10 protein-coding genes are annotated in these 22,962 nt (G+C 72.4%); 3 read left to right on the top strand and 7 right to left on the bottom strand.

What is annotated here, in order from left to right; translation table 11 throughout:
* Nucleotides 1-13 precede the first annotated feature (13 nt).
* Both CFW40_RS36325 and CFW40_RS28375 read left to right on the top strand, forming a co-directional pair.
* Complete coding sequence (locus CFW40_RS36325; protein WP_093649355.1) at nt 14-7,858, top strand: non-ribosomal peptide synthetase; 7,845 nt, start codon at nt 14-16, stop codon at nt 7,856-7,858.
* Nucleotides 7,858-13,536: a non-ribosomal peptide synthetase gene (locus CFW40_RS28375; RefSeq protein ID WP_256331245.1), complete on the top strand. Its 5,679-nt coding sequence runs from the start codon at nt 7,858-7,860 to the stop codon at nt 13,534-13,536. The genes CFW40_RS36325 and CFW40_RS28375 overlap by 1 nt, the downstream gene beginning before the upstream one ends.
* Before the next feature lie 85 nt (nt 13,537-13,621).
* On the opposite strand, the gene CFW40_RS28370 is transcribed toward CFW40_RS28375, so the two are convergent.
* From CFW40_RS28370 to CFW40_RS28350, 5 genes are all read right to left on the bottom strand, one after another.
* Complete coding sequence (locus CFW40_RS28370) at nt 13,622-16,090, bottom strand: AfsR/SARP family transcriptional regulator (protein ID WP_256331246.1); 2,469 nt, start codon at nt 16,088-16,090, stop codon at nt 13,622-13,624.
* Nucleotides 16,091-16,522: 432 nt separating this feature from the next.
* Nucleotides 16,523-17,224, bottom strand: coding sequence for a class I SAM-dependent methyltransferase (locus CFW40_RS28365; protein WP_088800679.1), 702 nt, complete (start codon nt 17,222-17,224; stop codon nt 16,523-16,525).
* A gap of 50 nt (nt 17,225-17,274) precedes the next feature.
* On the bottom strand, nt 17,275-18,633 hold the full coding sequence (locus CFW40_RS28360; protein ID WP_088800678.1) for an acyltransferase: 1,359 nt from the start codon (nt 18,631-18,633) through the stop codon (nt 17,275-17,277).
* Entirely contained in the window at nt 18,626-19,627 is a 1,002-nt protein-coding gene (locus CFW40_RS28355) for an alpha/beta hydrolase (protein ID WP_256331247.1), read from the bottom strand. Before CFW40_RS28355 ends, CFW40_RS28360 begins: the two co-directional genes overlap by 8 nt.
* Before the next feature lie 185 nt (nt 19,628-19,812).
* Nucleotides 19,813-20,262 (bottom strand): hypothetical protein, encoded by a 450-nt coding sequence (locus tag CFW40_RS28350; protein ID WP_143046327.1) that lies wholly within the window; start codon nt 20,260-20,262, stop codon nt 19,813-19,815.
* 459 nt (nt 20,263-20,721) lie between these two features.
* Here CFW40_RS28350 and CFW40_RS28345 point away from each other — a divergent pair, with 459 nt between their 5' ends.
* Entirely contained in the window at nt 20,722-21,066 is a 345-nt protein-coding gene (locus CFW40_RS28345) for a hypothetical protein (RefSeq protein ID WP_088800676.1), read from the top strand.
* Between the two features lie 69 nt (nt 21,067-21,135).
* Here CFW40_RS28345 and CFW40_RS28340 read toward each other — a convergent pair whose 3' ends face one another.
* Together CFW40_RS28340 and CFW40_RS28335 are read right to left on the bottom strand one after the other, a co-directional pair.
* Nucleotides 21,136-21,951, bottom strand: a complete 816-nt coding sequence (locus CFW40_RS28340) for an ABC transporter permease (protein WP_088800675.1) — start codon at nt 21,949-21,951, stop codon at nt 21,136-21,138.
* Entirely contained in the window at nt 21,948-22,931 is a 984-nt protein-coding gene (locus tag CFW40_RS28335) for an ATP-binding cassette domain-containing protein (protein WP_088800674.1), read from the bottom strand. The genes CFW40_RS28340 and CFW40_RS28335 overlap by 4 nt, the downstream gene beginning before the upstream one ends.
* Between the last annotated feature and the right edge of the window lie 31 nt (nt 22,932-22,962).

Genomic DNA, 22,962 nt, shown 5'->3' with positions numbered 1-22,962 from the left:
GAGGAGTTCCGCCATGTACCCGGTGTCGTTCGCGCAGCGGCGGTTGTGGTTCGCTTTCCAGGTGGAGGGCCCCAGCCCGACCTACAACATCCCGGTCGCCCTGCACCTGACCGGTGAGCTGGACCGTGCGGCGCTGGAAGCGGCGCTGGCCGACGTGGTGGAGCGGCACGAGGTACTGCGCACCCGCTTCGCCCAGGAGGAGTCGGGCGAGCTGTGCCAGGTGGTGCTCAGTGGTGAACAGTCCCGGCCGGTCATGGAGTTCGTCGAGCTGGACGGGCCCCGGCACCTGGACGCGGCGTTGGCGGAGGCCGCCGCGTACGGCTTCGATCTGACCGCCGGAGTCCCGCTCAAGCTGACCCTCTTCAAGGTCGCCGAGGACCGGCACGTCCTGCTCCTTCTCCTGCACCACATCGCCGGCGACGGCTGGTCGATGGGACCGCTCTCCCGCGACCTGTCGGACGCCTACACCGCCCGCGTCGACGGCCGTGCCCCCGCCTGGGAACCGCTGCCGGTGCAGTACGCCGACTACGCCCTGTGGCAGCGCGACGTACTGGGCGACGAGAACGACCCCGGTAGTCTGGCCGCCGAGCAACTGGCCTTCTGGGTGAAGGAGTTGGCGGGTTCGCCGGAACTGGTGGAACTGCCGCTGGACCGGTCCCGCCCGGCCGTCGCCGGCCACCACGGCGGCAGCGCCCGCTTCGAGCTGGACGCGGCGCTGCACACCCGCGTCGTGGAGTTGGCGCGCGAGTGCGATGTCACGGTGTTCATGGTGCTGCAGGCCGGCCTCGCGGCCCTGCTCTCCCGCCTGGGCGCGGGCACCGACATCCCGATCGGCACCGCCGTGGCCGGCCGCACCGACGAAGCCCTGGACGACCTCGTCGGCTTCTTCGTCAACACCCTCGTCCTGCGCACCGACGTCTCCGGCGACCCCACCTTCCGCCAACTCCTGGCCCGGGTCCGCGAAACCGACCTCGCCGCCTACGCCCACCAGGACATCCCGTTCGAGCGCGTCGTCGAGGCGGTCAACCCGGTCCGGTCGCTGTCCCACGCCCCCCTCTTCCAGACGCTGCTGTCACTGCAGAGCGCCGACGAGGGCGGATGCACCATGCCGGGGCTGGAGGTCTCCGTCAGCGACCTGGACACCGGGGTGGCCAAGGTCGATCTGACCTTCACGCTGCGCGAGCGGCACACGCCGCAGGGCGGCCCGGCGGGCATCGGCGGCGAAGTGCAGTACGCCACCGACCTGTTCGAGCCGGAGACCGCGCAGGCGCTGGCCGGCCGGCTGGTGCGGCTGCTGGACGCCGTCGTCGCCGACGCGGACGCCCCCGTCAGCCGGGCGGAGATCCTGACCGGCCGGGAGCGGGAGCTGTTGCTCAACGGCCGGAACGACACCGCCACCAGCGGCCCGGCCCGTACGATGCCCCAGCTCGTCGAGGCACAGGCGCAGGCCGCGCCGGACGCCCCGGCGCTGGCGTACCAGGGCCGTACGCTCACCTACCGGGAGCTGGAGGGGCGCGCCAACCGGCTGGCCCGGCTGCTGATCGCGGGCGGCGTCGGCCCCGAGCGCATCGTGGCGCTGGCCCTGCCGAAGTCCGCCGAGCTGGTCGTGGCCGCGCTGGCGGTACAGAAGGCGGGCGGTGCCTACCTCCCGGTCGACCCCGCCTATCCGGTGGACCGGATCGCCTACATGCTGGCGGACGCCGCGCCGACGTGCCTGCTGACGGAGGCGGCGACGGCCGGCCGCCTGCCCGAGGTGTCCTGCCCGCAGGTCGTCCTGGACGACGCCGGGATCACGGCCCGGCTGGCGGAACTGTCCGACACCCCGGTGACGGACGCCGAACGCACCGCCCCGCTCGATGTCCACCACCCCGCCTATGTCATCTACACCTCCGGCTCCACCGGCCGTCCCAAGGGTGTCGTGGTCACTCACCGCGGCCTGGGCGATCTGTCGGCGAGCGTGACGGAGCGCTATCTCCTGGACCGGGACAGCCGGGTGCTCCAGCTGGCCTCGCCCAGCTTCGACGCCTCGGTGCTGGAGACCGTCATGGCGCTGACGAACGGTGCCACGCTGGTGGTACCGGACGGCAGGCAGCTGGCCGGCGAGGAGCTGGCCCAGGTACTGGCCGACGAGCGGATCAGCCACACCCTGATGCTGCCCGCCACGCTGTCCACCCTCCCCGAGATCGAGCTGCCGCACCTGCGGACCCTGGCCACCGGCGCCGACAAGGTCGGCACCGAGCTGGCCGCCCGCTGGTCCCAGCGGCACCGAATGATCAACTCCTACGGCCCCACCGAGGCCACGGTGGTCGCCGCCATGAGCGAGCCGCTGTCCGGCGAGGGCATCCCGCCGATCGGCGGACCGGTGGTCAACGGGCGGGTGTACGTCCTGGACAGTGCCCTGCGCCCGGTGCCGCCGGGGGTGGCCGGTGAGCTGTACACCGCCGGCCCCGGTCTGGCCCGCGGCTATCTGCGCCGTCCGGCGCTCACCGCCGAACGCTTCGTCGCCGACCCGTTCGGCCCGCCCGGCTCCCGGCTCTACCGCACCGGCGACCTCGTGCGCTGGACCACCGGTGGCACCCTGGAATACCTCGGCCGCACCGACAACCAGGTCAAGATCCGCGGCTTCCGCATCGAACTCGGCGAGATCGAGGCGGCGCTGTCCGAAGCGGCAGGCGTCGCCGGCACCTTGGTGATGTCACGCCACGACGGCCCGGCCGGGCAGCAGCTGGTCGGCTATGTCACCACCACCGAGGACACGGCCCCCGAGCCCGCCGCGCTGCGCGCCCACCTTGCCGCCACGCTGCCCGACCACATGATCCCGGCTGCGTTCGTGGTCCTCGACCACTGGCCGATGACTCCCAACGGCAAGATCGACCGCAAGGCCCTGCCCGCCCCGAGTTTCGCGGGCGCGGGTGCCGCCGGACGCGCTCCGCGCACCGCACGGGAGGAGATCCTGGCCGGTGTCTTCGCCGAGATCCTGGGCGTGGACTCCGTCACCGCCGACGACAACTTCTTCGACCTGGGCGGGCATTCGCTGCTGGCCACCCGGCTGATCAGCCGCATCCGCACCGCTTTGGGCGCGGAGCTCTCGATCCGGGCGGTGTTCGAGGCACCGACCGTCGCGGGGCTGGCCGCCCGGCTGGGCGAGGCGGGTACTACCCGTGCGGCCCTGGTGCCGAGGGCACGCCCCGACGCACCGCCGATGTCGTTCGCGCAGCGGCGGTTGTGGTTCGCCTTCCAGGTGGAGGGCCCCAGCCCGACCTACAACATCCCGGTCGCCCTGTCCCTGACCGGTGAGCTGGACCGTGCGGCGCTGGAGGCGGCACTGGGCGACGTGGTGGAGCGCCACGAGGCGCTGCGCACCCGGTTCGCCGAGGAGTCCGGCGAGCCGTGCCAGGTGGTGCTCGGCAGCGAACAGGCCCGGCCCATAGTGGAGTCGGCTGAGCTGGACGGGGACCGGCAACTCGACGCGGCATTGGCAGAAGCCGCCGCGTACGGCTTCGATCTGACCGCCGGAGTCCCGCTCAAGCTCACCCTCTTCAAGGTCGCCGAGGACCGGCACGTCCTGCTCCTTCTCCTGCACCACATCGCCGGCGACGGCTGGTCGATGGGGCCGCTCTCGCGCGACCTGTCGGACGCCTACACCGCGCGCGTCGGCGGCCACGCCCCCGCCTGGGAACCGCTGCCGGTGCAGTACGCCGACTACGCCCTGTGGCAGCGCGACGTACTGGGCGACGAGAACGACCCCGGCAGCGTCCTGTCCCAGCAGCTCGACTTCTGGCGCAAGGAGCTCAGCGGCGCCCCCGAGCTGCTGGAACTGCCGCTGGACCGGCCCCGCCCGGCCGTCGCCGGCCACCGCGGCGCCACGGAGCACTTCACGCTGGACGCGGAACTCCACGCGCGGCTCGTGGAGTTGGCGCGCGAGTGCGATGTCACGGTGTTCATGGTGCTGCAGGCCGGCCTCGCGGCCCTGCTCTCCCGCCTGGGCGCGGGCACCGACATCCCGATCGGCACCGCCGTGGCCGGCCGCACCGACGAAGCCCTGGACGACCTCGTCGGCTTCTTCGTCAACACCCTCGTCCTGCGCACCGACGTCTCCGGCGACCCCACCTTCCGCCAACTCCTGGCCCGAGTACGGGAAACCGACCTCGCCGCCTACGCCCACCAGGACACCCCCTTCGAGCGCGTCGTCGACGCGGCGGGCGTGGCCCGTGCGCTCTCGCACACCCCGTTCTTCCAGGTCTCCCTCAACCTCGAGGAGAGCGCGGCGGACGCGCCGGTTCTGCCGGGGCTGCGGGTGGAATCCCATCCGGTGGGCCTGGATGCCGCCAAGTCCGATCTGGTCTTCGGCCTGACCGAGCAGCACACGGCAGCCGGCGAACCGGCAGGTCTCACCGGAACGCTCACCTACGCCACGGACCTCTTCGAGTCCGCGAGCGCCGAGGCGGTCGCCCAGCGGTTCATACGCATCCTGCGGGCTTTCGTGGCCGAACCCGACAAGGCCGTGGGGGGCGCCGAGATCCTGACGGCGGCGGAGTACCAGGAGTTGGTTCACGCTCGTAATGCCACGGAGCAGGCGGTTCCGGCGCTGACGATGCCGCAACTGTTCGAGGCCCAGGCCGCCCAGGCTCCCGACGCCGAAGCCGTCGTCTACGAGGACACCACCCTCACCTACGGCGAACTCGACCGCCGCGCCAACCAGCTCGCCCGCCTCCTGATCACCCACGGAGTCGGACCCGAACACCTCGTCGCGCTCGCCATGCCCCGCTCCGCCGACATGATCACCGCCGCCCTCGCCATCCACAAAGCCGGCGGCGCCTACCTCCCCATCGACCCCGACTACCCCACCGACCGCATCACCTACATGCTCACCGACGCCAACCCGGTCTGCATCCTCACCGAATCAACAACGGCCCCCCGCCTGCCCGAAACGACCTGCCCGCAGCTCGTCCTGGACAACCCCACGATCACCGCCCGGCTGGCACACCTGCCCGACACCCCGGTGACGGACACCGAACGCACCACCCCCCTCCACCTGCACCACCCCGCCTACCTCATCTACACCTCCGGCTCCACCGGCCGCCCCAAAGGCGTCCTCGTCACCCACACCGGCATCGCCTCACTCGCCACCGCACAAACCCACCACCTCGCCACCGGCCCCACCTCCCGCACCCTCCAATTCGCCTCCCTCAGCTTCGACGCCGCCACCTGGGAAATCATCATGGCCCTCACCCACGGCGCCACCCTCGTCATGGCACCCCCCACCCGCCTGACCGGAGACGAACTCACCACCCTCCTCCACCAACAACACATCACCCACGCCACCCTCCCCCCAGCCATCCTCGCCACCCTCCCCGACAACACCCTCCCCGCCGACATGACACTCATCGTCGCCGGCGAAGCCTGCCCACCCGAACAAACCGCCCGCTGGTCCACCGGCCGACACATGATCAACGCCTACGGACCCACCGAAACCACCATCTGCACCACCATGAGCCCACCCCTCACCGGCACCACCACACCACCCCTCGGCACCCCCATCACCAACACCCACCTCTACCTCCTCGACCACAACCTCCACCCCACACCCCCCGGCGTCCCCGGCGAGCTCTACACCACCGGCCCCGGCCTCGCCCGCGGCTACCACAACCGCCCCGACCTCACCGCCCAACACTTCATCGCCAACCCCTACGGCCCACCCGGCACCCGCCTCTACCGCACCGGCGACCTCGCCCGCTGGACCACCCACCACACCCTCGAATACCTCGGCCGCACCGACAACCAAGTCAAAATCCGCGGCTTCCGCATCGAACTCGGCGAAATCGAAACCACCCTCACCCAGGCCACCGGCGTGACCGACGCCCTGCTGATGGTGCGTCAGGACGGCCCGGCCGGAGCACAGCTGATCGGTTACGTCACCGCTGACGCGCCCGCCCCCGACCCCGCCGGCCTCCGCGCCCACCTCGCCGCGACCCTGCCGGACCACATGGTCCCGGCCGCCATCGTCGTCCTCGACCGCTGGCCCCTGACCCCCAACGGCAAGATCGACCGCAAGGCCCTGCCCGCGCCCGCCTTCGCCGGCTCCGGCACCGCCGGACGCGCTCCCCGCACTCCCCGCGAAGAGATCCTGACCGGTATCTACGCCGCCGTCCTCGGCCTCGACGCCGTCACCATCGACGACAGCTTCTTCGAGCTGGGGGGAGACAGCATCAGCTCGATGCGGGTGGTGTCCCAGGCTCGGGAGCAGGGGCTGACGCTGACGGTGCAACAGGTCTTCCAGCACCGTACGGTCGCCGAGCTGGCCGCTGTGGCCACCGAGGTCACCGGGTCGTGGGCCACGGCGGACGACGGCGTGGGCACCTTCCCGATGACTCCGATCATGCACTGGCTGCGTGAGCTGGACGGCCCGGTGGCGGGCTTCAACCAGTCGGCCACGGTGCGTGTTCCGGCCGGTGTGGACCTGGCGCGGCTGACCGCCTCGGTGCAGAGCTGGCTGGACCACCACGACATCCTGCGGCTGCGCATGACGACCGCCGAGGACGGTTCCTGGCAGCCGGCCGTGGCGGAGCGCGGAGCGGTGGCCGCGGGTGCGGTGCTGCGCCGGGTGGACATCGCCGGGCTGTCGCCGCGGGCGCGGGACGCCGCCATGGCCGACGAGGGCGAGCAGGCGCGGCTGCGGCTGTCTCCCAAGGACGGCTCGGTGGTCCAGCTGGTCTGGTACGACGCCGGATCCCGGGCGCCGGGGCTGCTGCAGATCGTGGCGCACCACCTGGCCGTGGACGGGGTGTCCTGGCGCATCCTGGTGCCGGATCTGGGCGAGGCCTGGGAGGCGGCGGCCGCCGGGCGCGCCCCGGCGTTCGCGCCGGTGGCGACCTCCTTCCGGGCGTGGGCGCGGCGGCTCGCCGAGGCCGCGCGGGAGCCTGCGTGGGAGGCCGGGCTGGACGTGTGGACGCGCGCCACCGGTGGCGCGGACGGCCCCGTGGCGTGCGAAGCACCGTTGGGTGCACGGCCGTTGGATCCCCGTCGGGACACCGCAGAGACGGTGCGGATGCTGGAGCTGAGCCTGCCGCGCGAGCGCGCCGAGCCGCTGCTGACGGACGTTCCGGCGGCGTTCCACGCGAACGTCGGCGATGTGCTGCTGAGCGCGTTCGCCCTGGCGGTGCGCGAATGGCGGCGGCGCCGCGGCGAGGCGGCGGACGAGGTGCTGGTGGACCTGGAGGGGCACGGGCGCGAGGACATCGTGCCGGGTGCCGACCTGTCGGGCACGGTGGGCTGGTTCACCAGTCTCTACCCGGTGCGGCTGCCCCTGGCGGCAGCCGACTGGGCCGAGGTGCAGGCGGGCGGCCCGGCGGTCGGTGAATCCCTCAAGCTGGTCAAGGAGCAGCTGCGGGCGCTGCCCGGCAACGGCGTCGGCCACGGCATGCTGCGCTACCTCAATCCGCGCCTCGGCCCCGTGCTGTCCGCGCTCCCTGCTCCGCAGCTGGGGTTCAACTACCTCGGGCGGTTCGAGGCGACGGACGGGGCGGCCGGTGAGGGCCGGCCGTGGACGATGGTCAGCGGACTGCCCTCCCCCGCGCCGTGGGACGGCGGGATGCCGCTGGCGCATCCCGTAGAACTCAACGCGCTCACCGAAGACCTGGCCGACGGCCCGCGGCTGCGGGCCACCTGGACCTGGGCCGGCCACCTCCTGCCGGAGGAGGACGTCCGGGAGCTGGCCGAGCTGTGGTTCTCCGCCCTGGACGCCCTGACCGCCCATGCCCGGGGGGCCGATGCCGGTGGCCACAGCCCTTCCGATCTCTCCCTCGGTCTTTCCCAGGCTGAGATCGACGAACTCGAAGCAGAACTGAGGATGCTCTGATGAACCGGCCCGCGCTCGAAGACGTGCTGCCGCTGACCCCGCTTCAGGAGGGAATGTTCTTCCACTCCCTCTACGACGATGACGCGGTGGACGTCTACAACACCCAGATGGTCCTCGATCTGGACGGCCCGCTGCGGCCGGACGTCCTCAAGACCGCCGCCGCGGCCCTGATCCGCCGCCACCCCAACCTCCGCGCCGGCTTCCGGCAGCGGCAGAACGGGCAGGCGATGCAGGTCATCCACCGTGAGGTGCCGCTGGCGTGGGAGGAGGCCGACCTCTCGGGCGTGGACAGCGCCCAGGCCGAGGCGCGTCTGACGGAACTGCTCGCCGCCGACCGGATGCGCCGCTTCCCGCTCAGCCGTCCGCCGCTGATGCGCTTCACCCTGGTGCGGCTGAGCGCCGGGCGGCACCGGCTGGTGATGACCAGCCACCACATGCTGCTGGACGGCTGGTCCACCCCCGTGCTGATCCGTGAGCTGTTCACGCTGTACGAGGGCGGGGGCGACGATGCGGCGCTGCCCCGGCCCGTACCGCACCGCAGCTACTTCAGCTGGCTGGCGCAGAAGGACGACGCGGAGGCGGAGCGGGCCTGGCGGGATGCCCTGGCAGGGCTGGCGGGGCCGACGCTGGTGTTCTCCGCCGACCCGTCGCGGGTGCCGGGCATGCCGGCGCGGGTGACGACCTCGCTGTCCGCCGAGTTCGGCGCGGCCCTGGACACGCTGGTACGCGACCGTGGACTGACGGTCAATCACCTGGTCCAGGGCGCCTGGGCCATGGTGCTGGGCCGGCTCACCGGCCGGGACGACATGGTGTTCGGCACCCTGGTCTCCGGCCGCCCGCCGGAGATCCCCGGCATCGCGACGATGGTCGGGATGTTCATCAACACCATTCCGGTGCGGGTGCGCCTGGAGCCTGCGGAGTCGGTGCTCAAGAACCTCGACCGGCTGCGCCGCGAGCAGGCGGCGCTGCTGCCGCACCACCACCTGGGGCTGGGCCGCCTGCAGCGGATGGCCGGGCACGGCGACCTCTTCGACACCTTCATGGTGTTCGAGAACTACCCGGACGACGAGGCGGCCCGCCCGTCCTACGCGGGGGTCGGGGTCGAGGTGGCCGGCGGTCACGACGCCGCGCACTACCCGCTGCGGGTCATCGCGGGGCTGGCCGGGCGGCGGCTGGTGATCGAGCTGGAGTACCAGCCGGACCTGATCGACGAGGACGAGGCGGAGGCGGTGCTCACCGCGCTCACCGATGTGCTGCAGGCCGTCGTGGCCGCCCCGGACGGCAACGCCTGGGACGTGGAGTTCACCCTGCCGTCGTCGTTCCGCCGGGCCACTGCGCCGGCCGCCGGGGACGGCACCGGAGCGGACGGCGGGGCGGACACCGGGGGCCGTAGCCCGGCCGGGCCGGGTCCCAGGGCCCCGCAGACGCCGGTGGAGGAAATCCTCTGCGGGCTGTTCGAGAAGGTGCTGGGGCGGCCCTGCCCCTCGGTGGACGAGAGCTTCTTCGCGCTGGGCGGCCAGTCGCTCACCGCGATCCGGCTGCTGAGCCAGGTCCGGGCCGCCTTCGGGGTGGAACTGTCGGTGCGTGCGGTCTTCGAGGCGCCGACGGTGGCCGGGCTGGCCGCGCAGCTGGCGCAGGCCGGTACGGCCCGGCCGCCGCTGGTGGCGGTGGAGCGTCCCGAGCTGGTGCCGATGTCCTACGCCCAGCGCGGCCTGTGGTTCGCCTTCCGGCTCAACGGGCCCGGTGTGACGTACAACAACCCGCTGCCGCTGCGGCTCTCCGGCGATCTGGACCGGGCCGCGCTGGCCGCCGCGCTCGCGGACCTGGTGGAGCGGCACGAGGTGCTGCGCACCCGCTTCGCCGAGTTCGCGGGCCGGCCGTGCCAGGTCGTCATGAGCCCCCAGGAGGCGGACATCCGGCTGGAGTGCGTCGAGCTGGCGGGCGAGGGGGACCTGCCGGACGCGCTGGCCAAGGCGGCGGGCCACGCCTTCGATCTGGCCACCGAGGCGCCTGTGCGAGCCACGCTCTTCCGGGTGTCCGAGCGTGAGCACGTGCTGTATCTGCTCACCCACCACATCGCCAGCGACGGCTGGTCGCTGGCCCCCCTGGTCCGCGACCTGTCCGCCGCCTACCGGTCCCGTACAGCAGGCCGGGCCCCGCAGTGGGAGCCGCTGCCGGTGCAGTACGCGGACTACGCGCTGTGGCAGCGGGAACTGCTGGGCGCCGAGTCGGTGCCCGACAGCGTGGCGGCACGCCAACTCGGCTACTGGACCGAGAAGTTGTCGGGTGTGCCGGAACTTCTCCAGCTGCCCCTGGACCACCCGCGTCCGGCGGTGGCCGGCCGGCGCGGTGCCACCGTGCGCTTCACCCTGGACGCCGCCCTGCACACCCGGATCACCGAGCTGGCCCGGCAGTCGGACGTCACCGTGTTCATGGTCGTCCAGGCGGCGCTGGCCGCGCTGCTGACGCGGCTGGGCGCGGGCAGCGACATCCCGATCGGCGCGGTGCTGGCGGGGCGCACCGACGAGGCGCTGGACGACCTCATCGGGTTCTTCGTCAACACCCTGGTCCTGCGTACGGACGTGTCCGGGGACCCGGCCTTCCGTGAACTGCTCGCCCGGGTACGGGAAACGGACCTGGGCGCCTACGCCCACCAGGACCTGCCCTTCGAGCGGATCGTGGAGGCCGTGAACCCCGGGCGCTCCCTCTCGCACGCCCCGCTCACCCAGGTCACCCTGGTCTTCCAGAACAACGAGCGCGGCTCGCTGGACCTGCCCGGGGTGCGGGTCTCCTTCGAGGGCGAGGCGACCGGCAACGCCCGGGTGGACCTCGCCTTCAACATGGGCGAGAACCACACCGGGGAGGGCGCGCCGGCCGGCATCGACGGCCTCGTGGAGTACGCCGCCGAGCTGTTCGAGCCGCACACCGTACAGCGGCTGGCCGACCGGCTGTGCAGGCTGCTGGAGAGCGCCACCGCCGACCCCGGCACCCCGGTCTCCGCGCTGGAGATCCTCTCCGCCGACGAGCGGCGGGCGCTGCTGCAGAGCGACGGGCCCGCCGCGGGCGCGACGGCGCCGGTGGGCACCTTCCCCGAGCTGTTCGAGGCGCAGGTGCGGCGCACCCCCGGGCGGCCCGCAGTGGAGTTTGCGGACACCACCGTGACCTACGCCGAGCTCAACGAGCGGGCCAACCGCCTGGCCCGGCAGCTGGTCGCCCGGGGCGCCGGCCCCGAGAGCTATGTCGCGGTGGCGCTGCCCCGCTCGGCACAGATGCTGGAGGGCATGCTCGCCGTCATGAAGGCCGGGGCGGGCTATCTGCCGCTGGACCCGGACTATCCTGCCGAGCGGCTGGCGGCGATGCTGGCGGACAGCGCGCCCGCGCTGCTGCTGACCACCACGGAGCTGGCGGGCCGGCTGCCGCAGCCCGGGGGCCTCGACGTGCTGCTGGTCGACGAGGCGGCCACCGCCGCCGAACGGGCCGCGCTGCCCGGGGCGGACCTGGACGACGCCGACCGCCGTGCCCCGCTGCGGGTCGCCCACCCCGCCTATGTCATCTTCACCTCGGGCTCCACCGGCCGCCCCAAGGGCGTGGTGGTCAGCCATACCGGGATCGGCGCGCTGTCCGCCCATCAGCTGGCCCACTACGGGGTGCGGCCCGAGAGCCGGGTGTTGCAGTGCGCCTCGCCCAGCTTCGATGTGTCGGTGGCGGAGTTCTGCCTGGCCCTGCTGTCCGGCGCGTGCCTGGTCGTCCCCGCCGACACCCCGGCCGGGCCGCAGCTCGCCGCGTTCCTCGCCGAGCGGCGCGTCACCCACCTGCTCATCGTCCCCTCGGCGCTGGCGCAGGTGCCGCGGACCGAGCTCCCCGAGCTGCGCACCGTGATCACCGGCGCGGAACCGCTCTCCCCCGAGCTGGCCGGGTTCTGGGGCCGCGACCGGCTGCTGGTCAACGCGTACGGCCCGACCGAGGGCACCTGTGACGTGAGCTTCGCGCGGCGTCTGGTCCCCGACGCGGCCGCGGCGTCGGTCATCGGCCGGCCCATCGACGGCAACCGGATGTACGTCCTGGACAAGGCGCTGCGGCCGGTACCGCCGGGCGTCGAGGGCGAGTTGTACCTCTCCGGCGGCGGGCTGGCGCGCGGCTACCTGGACCGTCCCGGCATGACCGCGGAACGCTTCGTCGCCGATCCGTACGGCGCGCCGGGCGCCCGGATGTACCGCACCGGCGACCTGGCGGCATGGAACGCCGACGGGCAGCTGCAGTTCCGCGGCCGCGCCGACACCCAGGTCAAGGTCCGCGGATTCCGTGTGGAGCTGGGCGAGGTGGAGGCCGTGGTCGCGGGCTGCGCCGGGGTCGAGCGGGCCGTGGTGATGGTCCGTGAGGACCGTCCCGGCGACCAGCGGCTGGTGGCCTACGTCGAACCCACCGGCGAGCACGGGGAGTTGGCGGCGCGCGCGCTGCGCTCCGAGGTCGCCGAGCGGCTGCCCGCCTATATGGTGCCGGGCGCCTTCGTCGTCGTGGACGAGTGGCCGCTGACCCCCAACGCCAAGCTGGACCACCGGGCGCTGCCCGCGCCCGCGCAGCCCGCCACCGGCGCGTACCGGCCACCGCGCTCCCCGCAGGAGGAGCTGGTCTGCCGGCTGTTCGCCGACGTGCTCGGCGTGGAGCGGGTCGGCGTGGACGACAGCTTCTTCGAGCTCGGTGGGCACTCCCTGCTCGCCACCCGGCTGACGCACCGCCTCGGGCAGGCCCTGGGCCGCCCGCTGGAACTGCGGGACGTCTTCGCCGCGCCCACCCCGGCCCGGCTGTGCGAACAGCTCGACGGGGACGGCGGCGGCGCCTTCGAGGTGATCCTGCCGCTGCGCACCTCCGGCAGCGCGGCCCCGCTGTTCTGCGTCCACCCCATCGCCGGCCTCAGCTGGCGCTACTCGACGCTGCTGAGCGCCCTCAGCGCCGATCACCCGGTGTACGCGGTGCAGGCCAGAGGCCTGGACGGGACGGAGCCGCTGCCCGCCTCCATGGACGAGCTGGCCGCGGACTACGCCCGGCAGATCCGCGCGGTGCAGCCCGAGGGCCCGTACCACCTCCTGGGCTGGTCGCTGGGAGGCATCATGGCGCAGGCCGTGGCCACCGCGCTGGAGGCGGACGGGCAGGAGATCGGGCTGCTGGCGGTGCTGGACACCTCGCCGCCCGAGCCCGGCAGCCAGGGGACCGGGACGCGCGAGGAAATCCTCGCCCAGATGTACGAGGGGTACGGCAAGATCTACGGCGTTCCGGAGGGTGCACCCGAGGAGCCGACCGCGGACCACATGCGTGCCCAGATCGTCGAGTGGTACGGGGAGGGCAGCAGCGAGCTGCGCTACCTGGGCCCCGAGCACCGGGCCGCCGCACTGGAGATCAGCATCAACAACGCCTGCCTGGCGGCGGAGCGGCGGCCGGATGTGCTGCGCGCGGACCTGCTGCTGGTGCTGGCCACCCGCAAGCGCCTGGAGGCCGTGGTCCCCGAGGCGTGGGAGGAGTTCCTGGCGGGCCGGATGGAGATCGTCGAGGTGGACTGCGAGCACGCCCAGATGATGGACCCGGGCCCCGCGGAGCAGATCGCGCGGATTGTCGCGCCGCGGATCGGACGGGCGCCGGGGGCCGCCGCGCACACCGGAGGAGCGACCGGTGCGGCTTCCTAGCTCGCTTGATGTCACCGGGGCGTGGCAGGGGGCGGCCCCACGACGGGCCGCCCCCGCGGGCGATCGGCGCGACGCCGCCGGCCCGTCAGGCGATCGCCAGGGATTGGAGCAGCAGGGCGGAAGCATGGTCGACCGGCCCGGCGGCCCTACGGGCCTCCCCCGTGCCGAGCGCGGCAGGCAGCTGCCCTGGGCGGCCCACCGCGGGGAGCAGGTCGTCCCCGACCCGGTCGAGCGCGGCCATCCCGCACAGGGCCAGCGCCCGGCCGTAGGTCTCGCCGAGGTCGGTGAAGAGGCGGAACGCGGTCCTGAGCAGGTCCTTGGCGCGGTCGTAGCGGTGCCGGCGCATCTCCACCGAGGCCAGCTCCAGGGTCATGGCCGCCTCGCCGCGGCGGTTCCCGGCCCGCCGCACGGCCACCAGGGCGCTCTCGGTGACCGCCCGCCAGTCGTCGCAGGCGTTACGGGCCTCGAAGAGTGCCGCGGTGGACATCACCAGTTCCCAGGCGAGTTCGTCCGCGCCGAGCCGGGAGACCTGCCGCACCACGGCGACCACCGAGGCCCGCTCGGCGTCGAACCAGGCGAGCGGGGACTCCAGCAGCCCCCTGGCCAGGGCCGGTTCGAGGGGGCGGCGCGGGGTGGTGCCGAGCAGCACGGTGAAGGCGTCGCCGAACTCCCGCCGGTGCGCCTCGCCGGCGAGGGTGAGCCAGCCCTGCCAGGCACGCTCACGGGCCGCCCGCCGCTCCCTCTCCGGGTCCTCCGCTCGCGCCCGCTCCCGCGCGTACAGCTTCAGCAGGCTGTGGAAGCCGTAGCGGACGGCGCCGGCGTCGTCGACACCGACGACGGTGAGCAGGTTGACATCGACCAGCTGCTCGATGAGCTTTTCGGCCTCGGTGGTGGGCAGGTCGAGCAGGGCGCCGCCGACCCAGGCGGCGAAGTCCGGCACGTCCAGCAAGGAGAGCCTGCGGAACATCCGGGCCAGGTCCACGGGCAGGGCGCGGTAGGTAGCGGCGAAGACGGAGCGCATCTCCAGGCCGCCCGCGCTGAGTTCGTCCAGCCGCCGCGGCTCCTCGGCGAGGCGGTCGACCAGGTGGCGGACGGACCAGTGCGGTTTGGCGGCCAGGCGGGTGGCGGCGATCCGCAGCGCCAGGGGCAGTCCGTCGCACAGGGCGCACAGGGTGTCCACGGCCGCGAGGTCGGCGGCCCCGCGCGCCTCGCCCGCGACCCGGCGGACCAGCGCGGACGCCTCCTGGGCGGGCATCAGACCGAGGGGGATGTGGAGCATCCCGTGGAGCGCCGCCATGTGCTCCTGTTGCTCCCTGCTGGTCACCACGACACAGCTGCGGCCGCTGCTGGGCAGCAGCGACTGGACCTGGTCGACGGTGCGGACGTTGTCCAGCAGCACCAGGACGCGGCGCTCGGCGAGCAGCGAGCGGTGGAGCGAGAGCCGCTCCCCGGGATCGTCGGGGATCTGTTCGCCGGGCAGGCCCAGGGACCGCAACAGGCGCCAGAGCACGGCGTGGGCCGTGGCGGGACCCGGCCCCCGCTCGTGTGCGGAGACGTCCACATGGAGCTGCCCGTCGGGGAAGCGCGCGGCGACGCGGTGCGCCCAGTGCACCACGAGGCTGGTCTTGCCGACACCGGCCATGCCCGTGACGAAGCCGGTGGCCGGCACCGTCCTGGGGGCGTCGTCGGCCAGCAGGGCGTCCAGCCGCCGCAGCTCCGCCTCCCGGCCGGTGAAGGCGGGCACGTCCGGCGGGAGTTCGGCCGGAACGGTCCGGGCGGCCGGTGCGGCCGCCGGGCGCTCGGTCTCCTCGGGACGGTCCGGTCCGGGCTCGTCGCGCAGGATGGCGTGGTGCAGCTGCTGGATCGACAGGCTCGGCTCCAGGCCCAGCTCCTCGACGAGTTCGTTCCGCCAGACGCGGAAGCCCTCGGCGGCCTCGACCCGCCGCCCGGACCGGAACTGGGCCAGCATCAGGTTGTGCCGGAACTGTTCGTGCTGGGGGTAGTCGTTCACCACGGCGGACAGCACCGGGATGAGTTCTTGGTGACGGCCGAGTTCGAGTTCGACGCCGGTCCATGCTTCGTACGCCGCCAGCCGCTTGGCCTCCAGGCGCGTCTCCGCGTCCTCGGCAAGCTGCCCGCCCACGCCGATCAGCGGCCGGCCGCTCCAGAGGTCCAGGGCCTGCCGGTAGAGCCGGCTGGCGTCCTCCAGGGAGCCTTTGCGGACTCGGTCGCCCCCTTCGGCCACCAGCTTCTCGAACTCGCGGACGTCGAGGGAGCTGCACTCGGTGTTCAGGCGGTACCCGGGGTGGGCGGTCACGATCACCGGGGCCTGATGCCCGGCGGCCCTGAACGCCTTGCGCAGGGCGCCCACACAGATGGCCACTTGGGTGCGCGCCGAGGCCGGCGGCTCATCGCCCCAGACCGCGTCGATCAGCGCGTCGACGGATACCACTCGTCCCCAGGCCAGGGCCAGTGCGGCCACGATGACCCGCTGCCGGGGCCCTCCGATGGCGACGGCCTGGTCGCCGACTCTCGCCGACAGCGACCCCAGCAAGGTAAATGCAACCCAGTCAGCGTGTGACCGCTCCCCCACGGCATACCCCCCATGCCTCCAGCCGCACCGAACGTACGGCCGAGTCACCTTAGAGCAGAATCTGCGCCAAGATCGCGGGAGTGGCCGAAATGTTTCGCCGATCCCACCTTTAGGCGGGTAAAACGGAACACACATTCCGCCAGGTACCCAGTGGTCGTCACCACGCGAATCGTCGCCGGTCGACTCCGGGGCCCGGTATGGGATGGTTGTGGTGCGCGGCAGATCTGTCCGGATCCGACCGTAGGTTGACTCTTTCTTGACGTCTCCGTCCCTCGGTATGGCCGTAGTGGCCTGAAACCTCTGTGCGCCTCCGAGAGGGCGGCGCCCCGCCCCGCGCCGCACGGGGCGGCGCGGGGCGCGGGGGATGGGCGCCGCAGGGAGGTGGACCAGGGGTTACAGGCTGGGCAGGTCGAAGAAGATCATGGGGTTGTGCCGGCTGTCGCGCACCGGCTCGTCCAGCCCGAGGCCCTTCTTGATCTCGGCTATCTCCGCGTACTCCGCCGGGGACTTGGCCGGGGACGGCGTGAAGAACTCCACGTTGTTCTCGGCCAGCCACTTGACGATGACGGAGCCCTCGCTGAACGGCTTGGGGCGGCGCCCGTGGTAGACGTCGTGCACGCTGGTGGGCGTGCCGCCGGGCACGGCCGGGAACAGGTTCTCTATGTACCAGCGGGCGAAGCGCGCACCGTGGTCGGCGTCGATGAAGAGGTAGTCGACATCCCTCGGAATGCTGTCCAGGTTCTCGCGGACATCGCCCTTGGTGAAGGTCCACTGGCCGGTCAGTTCACCCGGCACGTTGCGCACCACGTGGTCCACGATGTCGAACGAGTACAGATGGCCGGTGCCGTTGTCGCGCAGCGCGCTCAGCTGCCAGATGGTGGACCAGCCGTAGAAGGTGCCGATCTCCACCACCTTCGCGGGCCGCAGCTCCCGCAGCCGCATGTAGGAGATCTCCGCCTCCACGTCGTCCAGCTGAGCCTTCATGGCCTTGCCGCGCTCCCTCAGGAGACTGCGCTGAGCGTCCTTGACCTTCCTCAAGTCGGCCTCGTACTTGGTGTACAGGGTGCGCAGCGAATCGAGAGAGAGTGCTTCCATTGCTCCTCCAAGGAATACCGGAAGGGCCGCTCCGGCCGCTTCCGTGACGTTCAGACGGGCCGGCCCGATGGCGTGCGAGCGGTACGCCCGCGCCCGGTCCGGGACGTGTTCTCCGCCTCACGGAAGGCGATGCACAGCACCACGAGCACGATCGCGAATACCGGTACCCAGCCGATGCGGGCCAGCGCCCACAGCGGGTGATCGGGATTGGTGTGCAATCCGAACAACGGCCGCCCCGTTCCGAGGGAGGTCACCGTGACCGTGAGCATGGCCGTCTGATGCCAGAGAAAGATCGTGATCGCCGAAAGGTTTATCACGGTCACTCCTGCCCAGGCGAATTGCCCCGGACGGGCCCGCAGTTCCTTCCCCGGCACGGCGGGCGAGGCCAGGGGTGAGGGCCTTCCCACCAGGCGCCGCAGCGGACCGCACAGCAGCATCGCGGCACCGCACTGCGCCAGACCGAAGGTGACGGCGGCCAGGGTGAGGGGGTTGAGGTTGGAGATCCGCGAACCGGGGACACCGACCATGCTCGCGGGGTAGCCGCACCACAGGATCAGCCCTGCCGTGCTCACGGCACCGGCGGCCAGCAGCACGACGGCGTACCGGCGCCGGGCGAACCCGCCCGCGGCCCAGGCCGCGCCCAGGGCGAAGGGGACCAACCAGCCCGCGAGGACATTGCCTTGACGGGCCGCGTCGACCCAGCCGACGTCACCGAACACCATCCGGGCGCCGTCCGTCGCCACCACATAGCCGCCGCCCAGGACCGCCGCCGTCGCGCCCGCCCGGCGCACCAGCGGGGTGAGGGCCGTCAGCAGGGCGAAGACCAGCAGGAACCAGAGCGGGGAGAGCACGAGGTTGAGCAGGGTGTGGATCGTCTCGTGGGCGGTATCGGCCACGACCAGCCCGGCCAGCACCAGCAGCCACATCCCCAGCAGGGCACCCACCGGACCGGCCAGCCGGCGCAGCCGCTGCCGCAGCCAGGCGCCGTAGCCGACACCGCGCCCCCGCGCGCAGTCGTAGCCCTGGGCCGCGACCCGCCCGCCGACGAGGAAGAAGACCGCCAGCGGCTGGAGTACCCACGACAGCGGGGTCAGCCCGGGCATATGGGCCAGCGGGCTGTCGCCCAGCAGATGGCCGTCCGCGCGCAGGGCCACCGCGCTGACCAGCCAGTGCCCCAGCACCACACCGGTGACCGCCAGGACCCGCAGCACGTCGAGGGCCCGGTCCCGCCCGTCCGGGGTGGCCGCGTCGATCCGCAGGACCGCCGCGTGCAGCCGGTCGAGGGCCGTGCGGGCCGGGGACGTACGGGCAGGGGCGGTGCGGACGGGGGCGGTGGCCGGTTTGGCGTCGGTGACCGGTCGCGCCGGAGGGGCCGGCCGCACCGTGGAGCGTGTCTGGAGGTCAGCCATGGGACACCTCCGCACCGCGGCCGAGACCGATCATCGCGAGGTTGCGCACGGCGAGACCGCCGGGCTTGAAGTAGTCACTGTGGCCGCCTCGGCCCGCGTCGAACGCACGGGCCCCGAAGGTGCGGCTGACCGGGTCCGTACCGAACCCGATCGTCGCGCCGGGGACGCGCACGCTGGTGTGCGGCACACCGGCGATCCAGTCTTGCGCGCCCCGGCCCGCCCACACCGGCACCCGCACGGCGAGGTCGGAGACGGACCGAAGGCCCATACCGGGGCTGCCGACGGCGGCGATCCCGGCGAGGTTGTCCATCGGAGCGGCCGTGTCCGCCGGGCTCGCAACGGCACTGCCGCAGACCGCCGAGCCGTAGGAGTGACATATGAGGGTGACCGGCGCGGCCGGGTTGACCCTCTTCAACTCCCCGATGAACGCGCGCAGTTGCCTTCCGCCCGCCCGGGCACGGGCGGTGGTGACCACATCCCGGCTGAGGGTGCGCGGGGCGTGATAGCCGAGCCAGCCCACCACGGCGACATCGGTGTCCGGGGCGAGCCGTCGCATCTCCGCCCGCACCGCACGGGCCCCGCCGGCCAGTGCGGCCTGACGGGTACCCAGCTCGTCGAAGGTGTCGATGGTGGTGTCCGAACCGGGCACCACCACGACCACCCGGTCCGCGTGTGCCAGGTCGCCCAGCACCTCCACGGCCAGGCCGTCATCGCGGGTGGCGAAGGAGAGGAACGTCCGTCCGTGCGCGGCGAGTTCGGCCAGATGCCCGGCCCTGGAGCTGTCGCCCATCCGGCGGGCGGCGCGCTCGGACCGCTCGATGAAGTCGTGGTTTGCCCGGTACCGCGCGGCCAGGGTGTCCGCCTGAACGGCGGACAGCCGCGGCGGGCCGGGCATGGCGCCGGCCGCCGAACCGGAGGCCGCGGCGACGGAGAAGACCATCGCGCCGGCGGCGACGCACACCGCGAACGCGCGGCGCACCACGGATGCTCGCACGAGACCCGCCTTCCTGCTCACTTCGATGACAGTCAAGACGGTATTTCTCGCGTCCCCTTCGCGCGTCACCCTCAAGAGCTCACTGCACGGGTAGCTCTCAGGTATGACGCCGGAGATGCCCGGCGACAGCGGTAGACCGTTCCGGTCCGTGCCCGTGTCCGCTGTGTGACACATGACGTCCGTCTTCACAGTCGCCTGGTGGCGATGCGCCGGTCGCGAGCATCGAGAATGACGAGGTTCCTCGCCACCCCGGGCCCGTCGTCCGTGTCCCACCACCGTGCGAAGGTGGCGGCGAACTCTTCGGCCTTGGCCCGTGAGCGGTAGTCGGTGGACACTTCAACGTCATAGTCGGGGCCGATGAGTTCGACGGTGCAGACACGGCCGGCGTGACGGGCGGTCGCTGTATCACCCTCGGCCCGCCGCACCCAGGCCCGGAAGTCTTTGAGGAGCCGCGGATTCGGCTCCCGCTGGGCCAGGGGGTGGGCCGGAGGGTGCCGCGGGACGCCACCGACCCCGTCATGACAGCCCTTCACCCAGGCCCCGCGGTCCTGGTCGGCCTTGGCTCCCGCGTCAAGGGCACGACGGGCACAGCCACCCCCCACCACCTCGCGCACCGCGGCCCCTTTGCCACCCACGTCATAGAGCTTCTGACCTGTCCTGTACCCCGCCTCATAGGCCTTCCTGAAGCCGGGCAAGGCCGCGGGACGCTCTCCGGCCGGGCTCGAGGCACGTGCGCCGACGGAGGTCGGTGTGCCGTCCGTGCCGCACGCCGATACCGCCACGAAGCCCGCGACCACCGCCCCGGCCACCGCCGTGCGCCGCACTGAATGACCGTTTCCCGTACGTGGACTCATTCCTCGGTCTCCCAACGTAGGCGCGACTCAAGGGATGAGAGCCGCAAACCGCCCCTTTGGTTCCCACCTGAGAGACACCTCCCCCACCCATGACACTCCGCATCTTCGCCCCAACTTCCTTCGAATGGAGCCTACTTGGCGACAATCGCGAAATAACGTGGAAATAACGGCTCTGACTACGGTGGCGAGCGGCCTCGGATCCCGAGTGCTCAAGCCGACCGATCAGTCGAAGGAAACCCCATGCGCAAGAGCCTTTTCCGCGCTCCTGTCCTTGCTGCCCTGTCCGCGGCCGCGCTGCTCGCCGGCAGCGGCGCCGCGCAGGCGGCCACCGGCGTCATAGACGTCCACATGTACAACGGCGAACGGAACGTCTCCAACCCGGAGAACGGCAAGTGCTACAACGTCTCCAACGGGTACAACGACGGCCGGCTCCTGGTCACCAACAAGACCGACCGCAAGGTCAAGGTCTTCGTCGGCACCGACTGCCAGGGGACGGCGGACGCCGTGGTCGAGCCGGGCGCGACGTACCGGGCCAGCGAGAGCTGGGGGATGCTCTTCTACATCCGCAGCGTCCAGGCCGTCTGAGCCGCATCGGCAAGGGCCGGTGGAAGGCGGCTGAGCCCCTTCCACCGGCCCTTGCCGGCGCCGTCGCCGTCAGGCGCGCGTCCGGTACTTCGCCACGCACAGCGGTGTGAAGACCGCGATGAATCCGGCGCTCCACGCCACGGCCATCGTCGCCGAGTGGGCGACCGGGCCGCCGACCAGCAGATTGCGGGCGGCGTCCACGACCATGGTCATGGGGTTGTTCTCGACGAAGACCCGGAGCCAGGACGGCATGGTGTCCGGGGCGACGAAGATGGAACTGCCGAACTGCAGCGGCACCATCGCCAGCGTGCTCACGCTCTGCACGGTCTCCATGCCCCGTGCGGCCAGACCGATGAATGCCTGCAGCAGGCACAGGGCGACCCCGTACAGCAGCAGCACACCGAGCGCAGCGAGCGTGGCGGCGACGGAGGTGTGCACCCGGAAGCCGATCACGAAGCCGAAGGCCAGGACCATCAGCAGACCGGCCAGGACGCGGACCGCGTCGGCGAGGATACGGCCGATGAGCACCGCCGAGCGGGCCACCGGCATCGACCGGTAGCGGTCCATCACCCCACTGGCGAAGTCCATGTTCAAGGCGATGCCCGAGGTACGGCAGGTGGTGGTGAGGGTCAGTGCCATGATGCCGGGCATCAGGTACTGACGGTACTGCGCGCTGTCTCCGGCGATCGCGCCGCCGAAGCCGTAGATGAAGACCAGCGACAGCGTCACCGGCATCAGGGTGGCGTCGATGATCTGGCCCGGACTGGCCGCCGCCTTGCGCAGGTTGCGGCGGCTGAGCGCCAGCGAGTGGCGCACCAGCGGGCGCACTCCCCGCCCCTGGGCGGTCCGTGTCGTGGCGCCCCGGGCGATGGTCGGTGAACTCATGCCGCGCTCCTCGCCGCCAGTGCTCCGGCCTGCGCCTGCGGGGCCCGGCCGGCCCCGGTCAGCGTCAGGAATACCTCGTCCAGGCTGGGCATGTGCACCGTCAGCCCGGAGAGCGGGATACCGGTCTGCCCCACCGCCTTGACGACCTCGCTCAGCTGGGCGCCGTCGCCGGACAGCGGCAGCCGGATCTGCCCGGTCTCCTCCTCGGGCGCGGCGGTGGGGTGCCCCTGGATCTCCAGGGCCCGCCGCAGCGCGGCCGCGTCCCCCACCCGCTCGGGCCGGACGCACAGCACCTGGCCGCCCAGGCGCGAGCGCAGCTCCTCGGTCCGGCCGCGGGCGATGACCTGGCCGCGGTCGATGACGACCAGGGAGTCGGCCAGTGCCTCGGCCTCCTCCATGTACTGGGTGGTGAGCAGCACCGTGGTGCCCTGGCCGGCCAGCCGGCGTACCTCGGCCCACAGGGCGTTGCGGCTGTGCGGGTCGAGTCCGGTGGTCGGCTCGTCCAGGCACAGCACCCGGGGGTCGCCCACCAGGCTGGCGGCCAGGTCGAGGCGGCGGCGCATGCCGCCGGAGTAGCCGCCGACCGGCCGCGCGCCGGCCTCGGTGAGGCCGAAGCGCTCCAGCATCTCGTCGGCCCGCGCCCTGGCGGTGCGGCGGGGGAGGTTGAACAGCCGGGAGATGACGTAGAGGTTCTCCCGGCCGGAGATGTCCTCGTCCACCGAGGCGTACTGGCCGGTGAGCCCGATCAGCGCGCGGACCTCGCGGGCCTGGCGCACCACGTCGTGGCCGCACACCAGGGCCCGCCCGCTGTCGGGCTTGATCAGGGTGGAGACCATTTTGACCGTGGTGGTCTTGCCCGCACCGTTGGGGCCGAGCAGTCCGAGCACATGGCCGGCGGGCACCTCGAGGCTCACCCCCCTGACCACCGGCTTGCCGCCGTAGCTCTTGGCCAGATCCTCGATCAGGATGGCAGGAGTCATGAGGTCCTGGTTCTTTCCGTAGTGGTTCGCG

Origin of the sequence: Streptomyces sp. 2114.4, from assembly GCF_900187385.1 — a bacterium.
In the GTDB taxonomy this organism is placed as follows: Bacteria; Actinomycetota; Actinomycetes; order Streptomycetales; family Streptomycetaceae; genus Streptomyces; species Streptomyces mooreae.
This window is presented reverse-complemented; position numbering and strand designations above follow the sequence as displayed.

Excerpts from the sequence above, each read along its gene's own strand:
- CFW40_RS36325 (WP_093649355.1), top strand. The coding sequence starts at position 14 with ATGTACCCGGTGTCGTTCGCGCAGCGGCGGTTGTGGTTCGCTTTCCAG.
- CFW40_RS28375 (WP_256331245.1), top strand. The coding sequence starts at position 7,858 with ATGAACCGGCCCGCGCTCGAAGACGTGCTGCCGCTGACCCCGCTTCAG.
- CFW40_RS28365 (WP_088800679.1), bottom strand. The coding sequence starts at position 17,224 with ATGGAAGCACTCTCTCTCGATTCGCTGCGCACCCTGTACACCAAGTAC.
- CFW40_RS28360 (WP_088800678.1), bottom strand. The coding sequence starts at position 18,633 with ATGGCTGACCTCCAGACACGCTCCACGGTGCGGCCGGCCCCTCCGGCG.
- CFW40_RS28345 (WP_088800676.1), top strand. The coding sequence starts at position 20,722 with ATGCGCAAGAGCCTTTTCCGCGCTCCTGTCCTTGCTGCCCTGTCCGCG.
- CFW40_RS28340 (WP_088800675.1), bottom strand. The coding sequence starts at position 21,951 with ATGAGTTCACCGACCATCGCCCGGGGCGCCACGACACGGACCGCCCAG.
- CFW40_RS28335 (WP_088800674.1), bottom strand. The coding sequence starts at position 22,931 with ATGACTCCTGCCATCCTGATCGAGGATCTGGCCAAGAGCTACGGCGGC.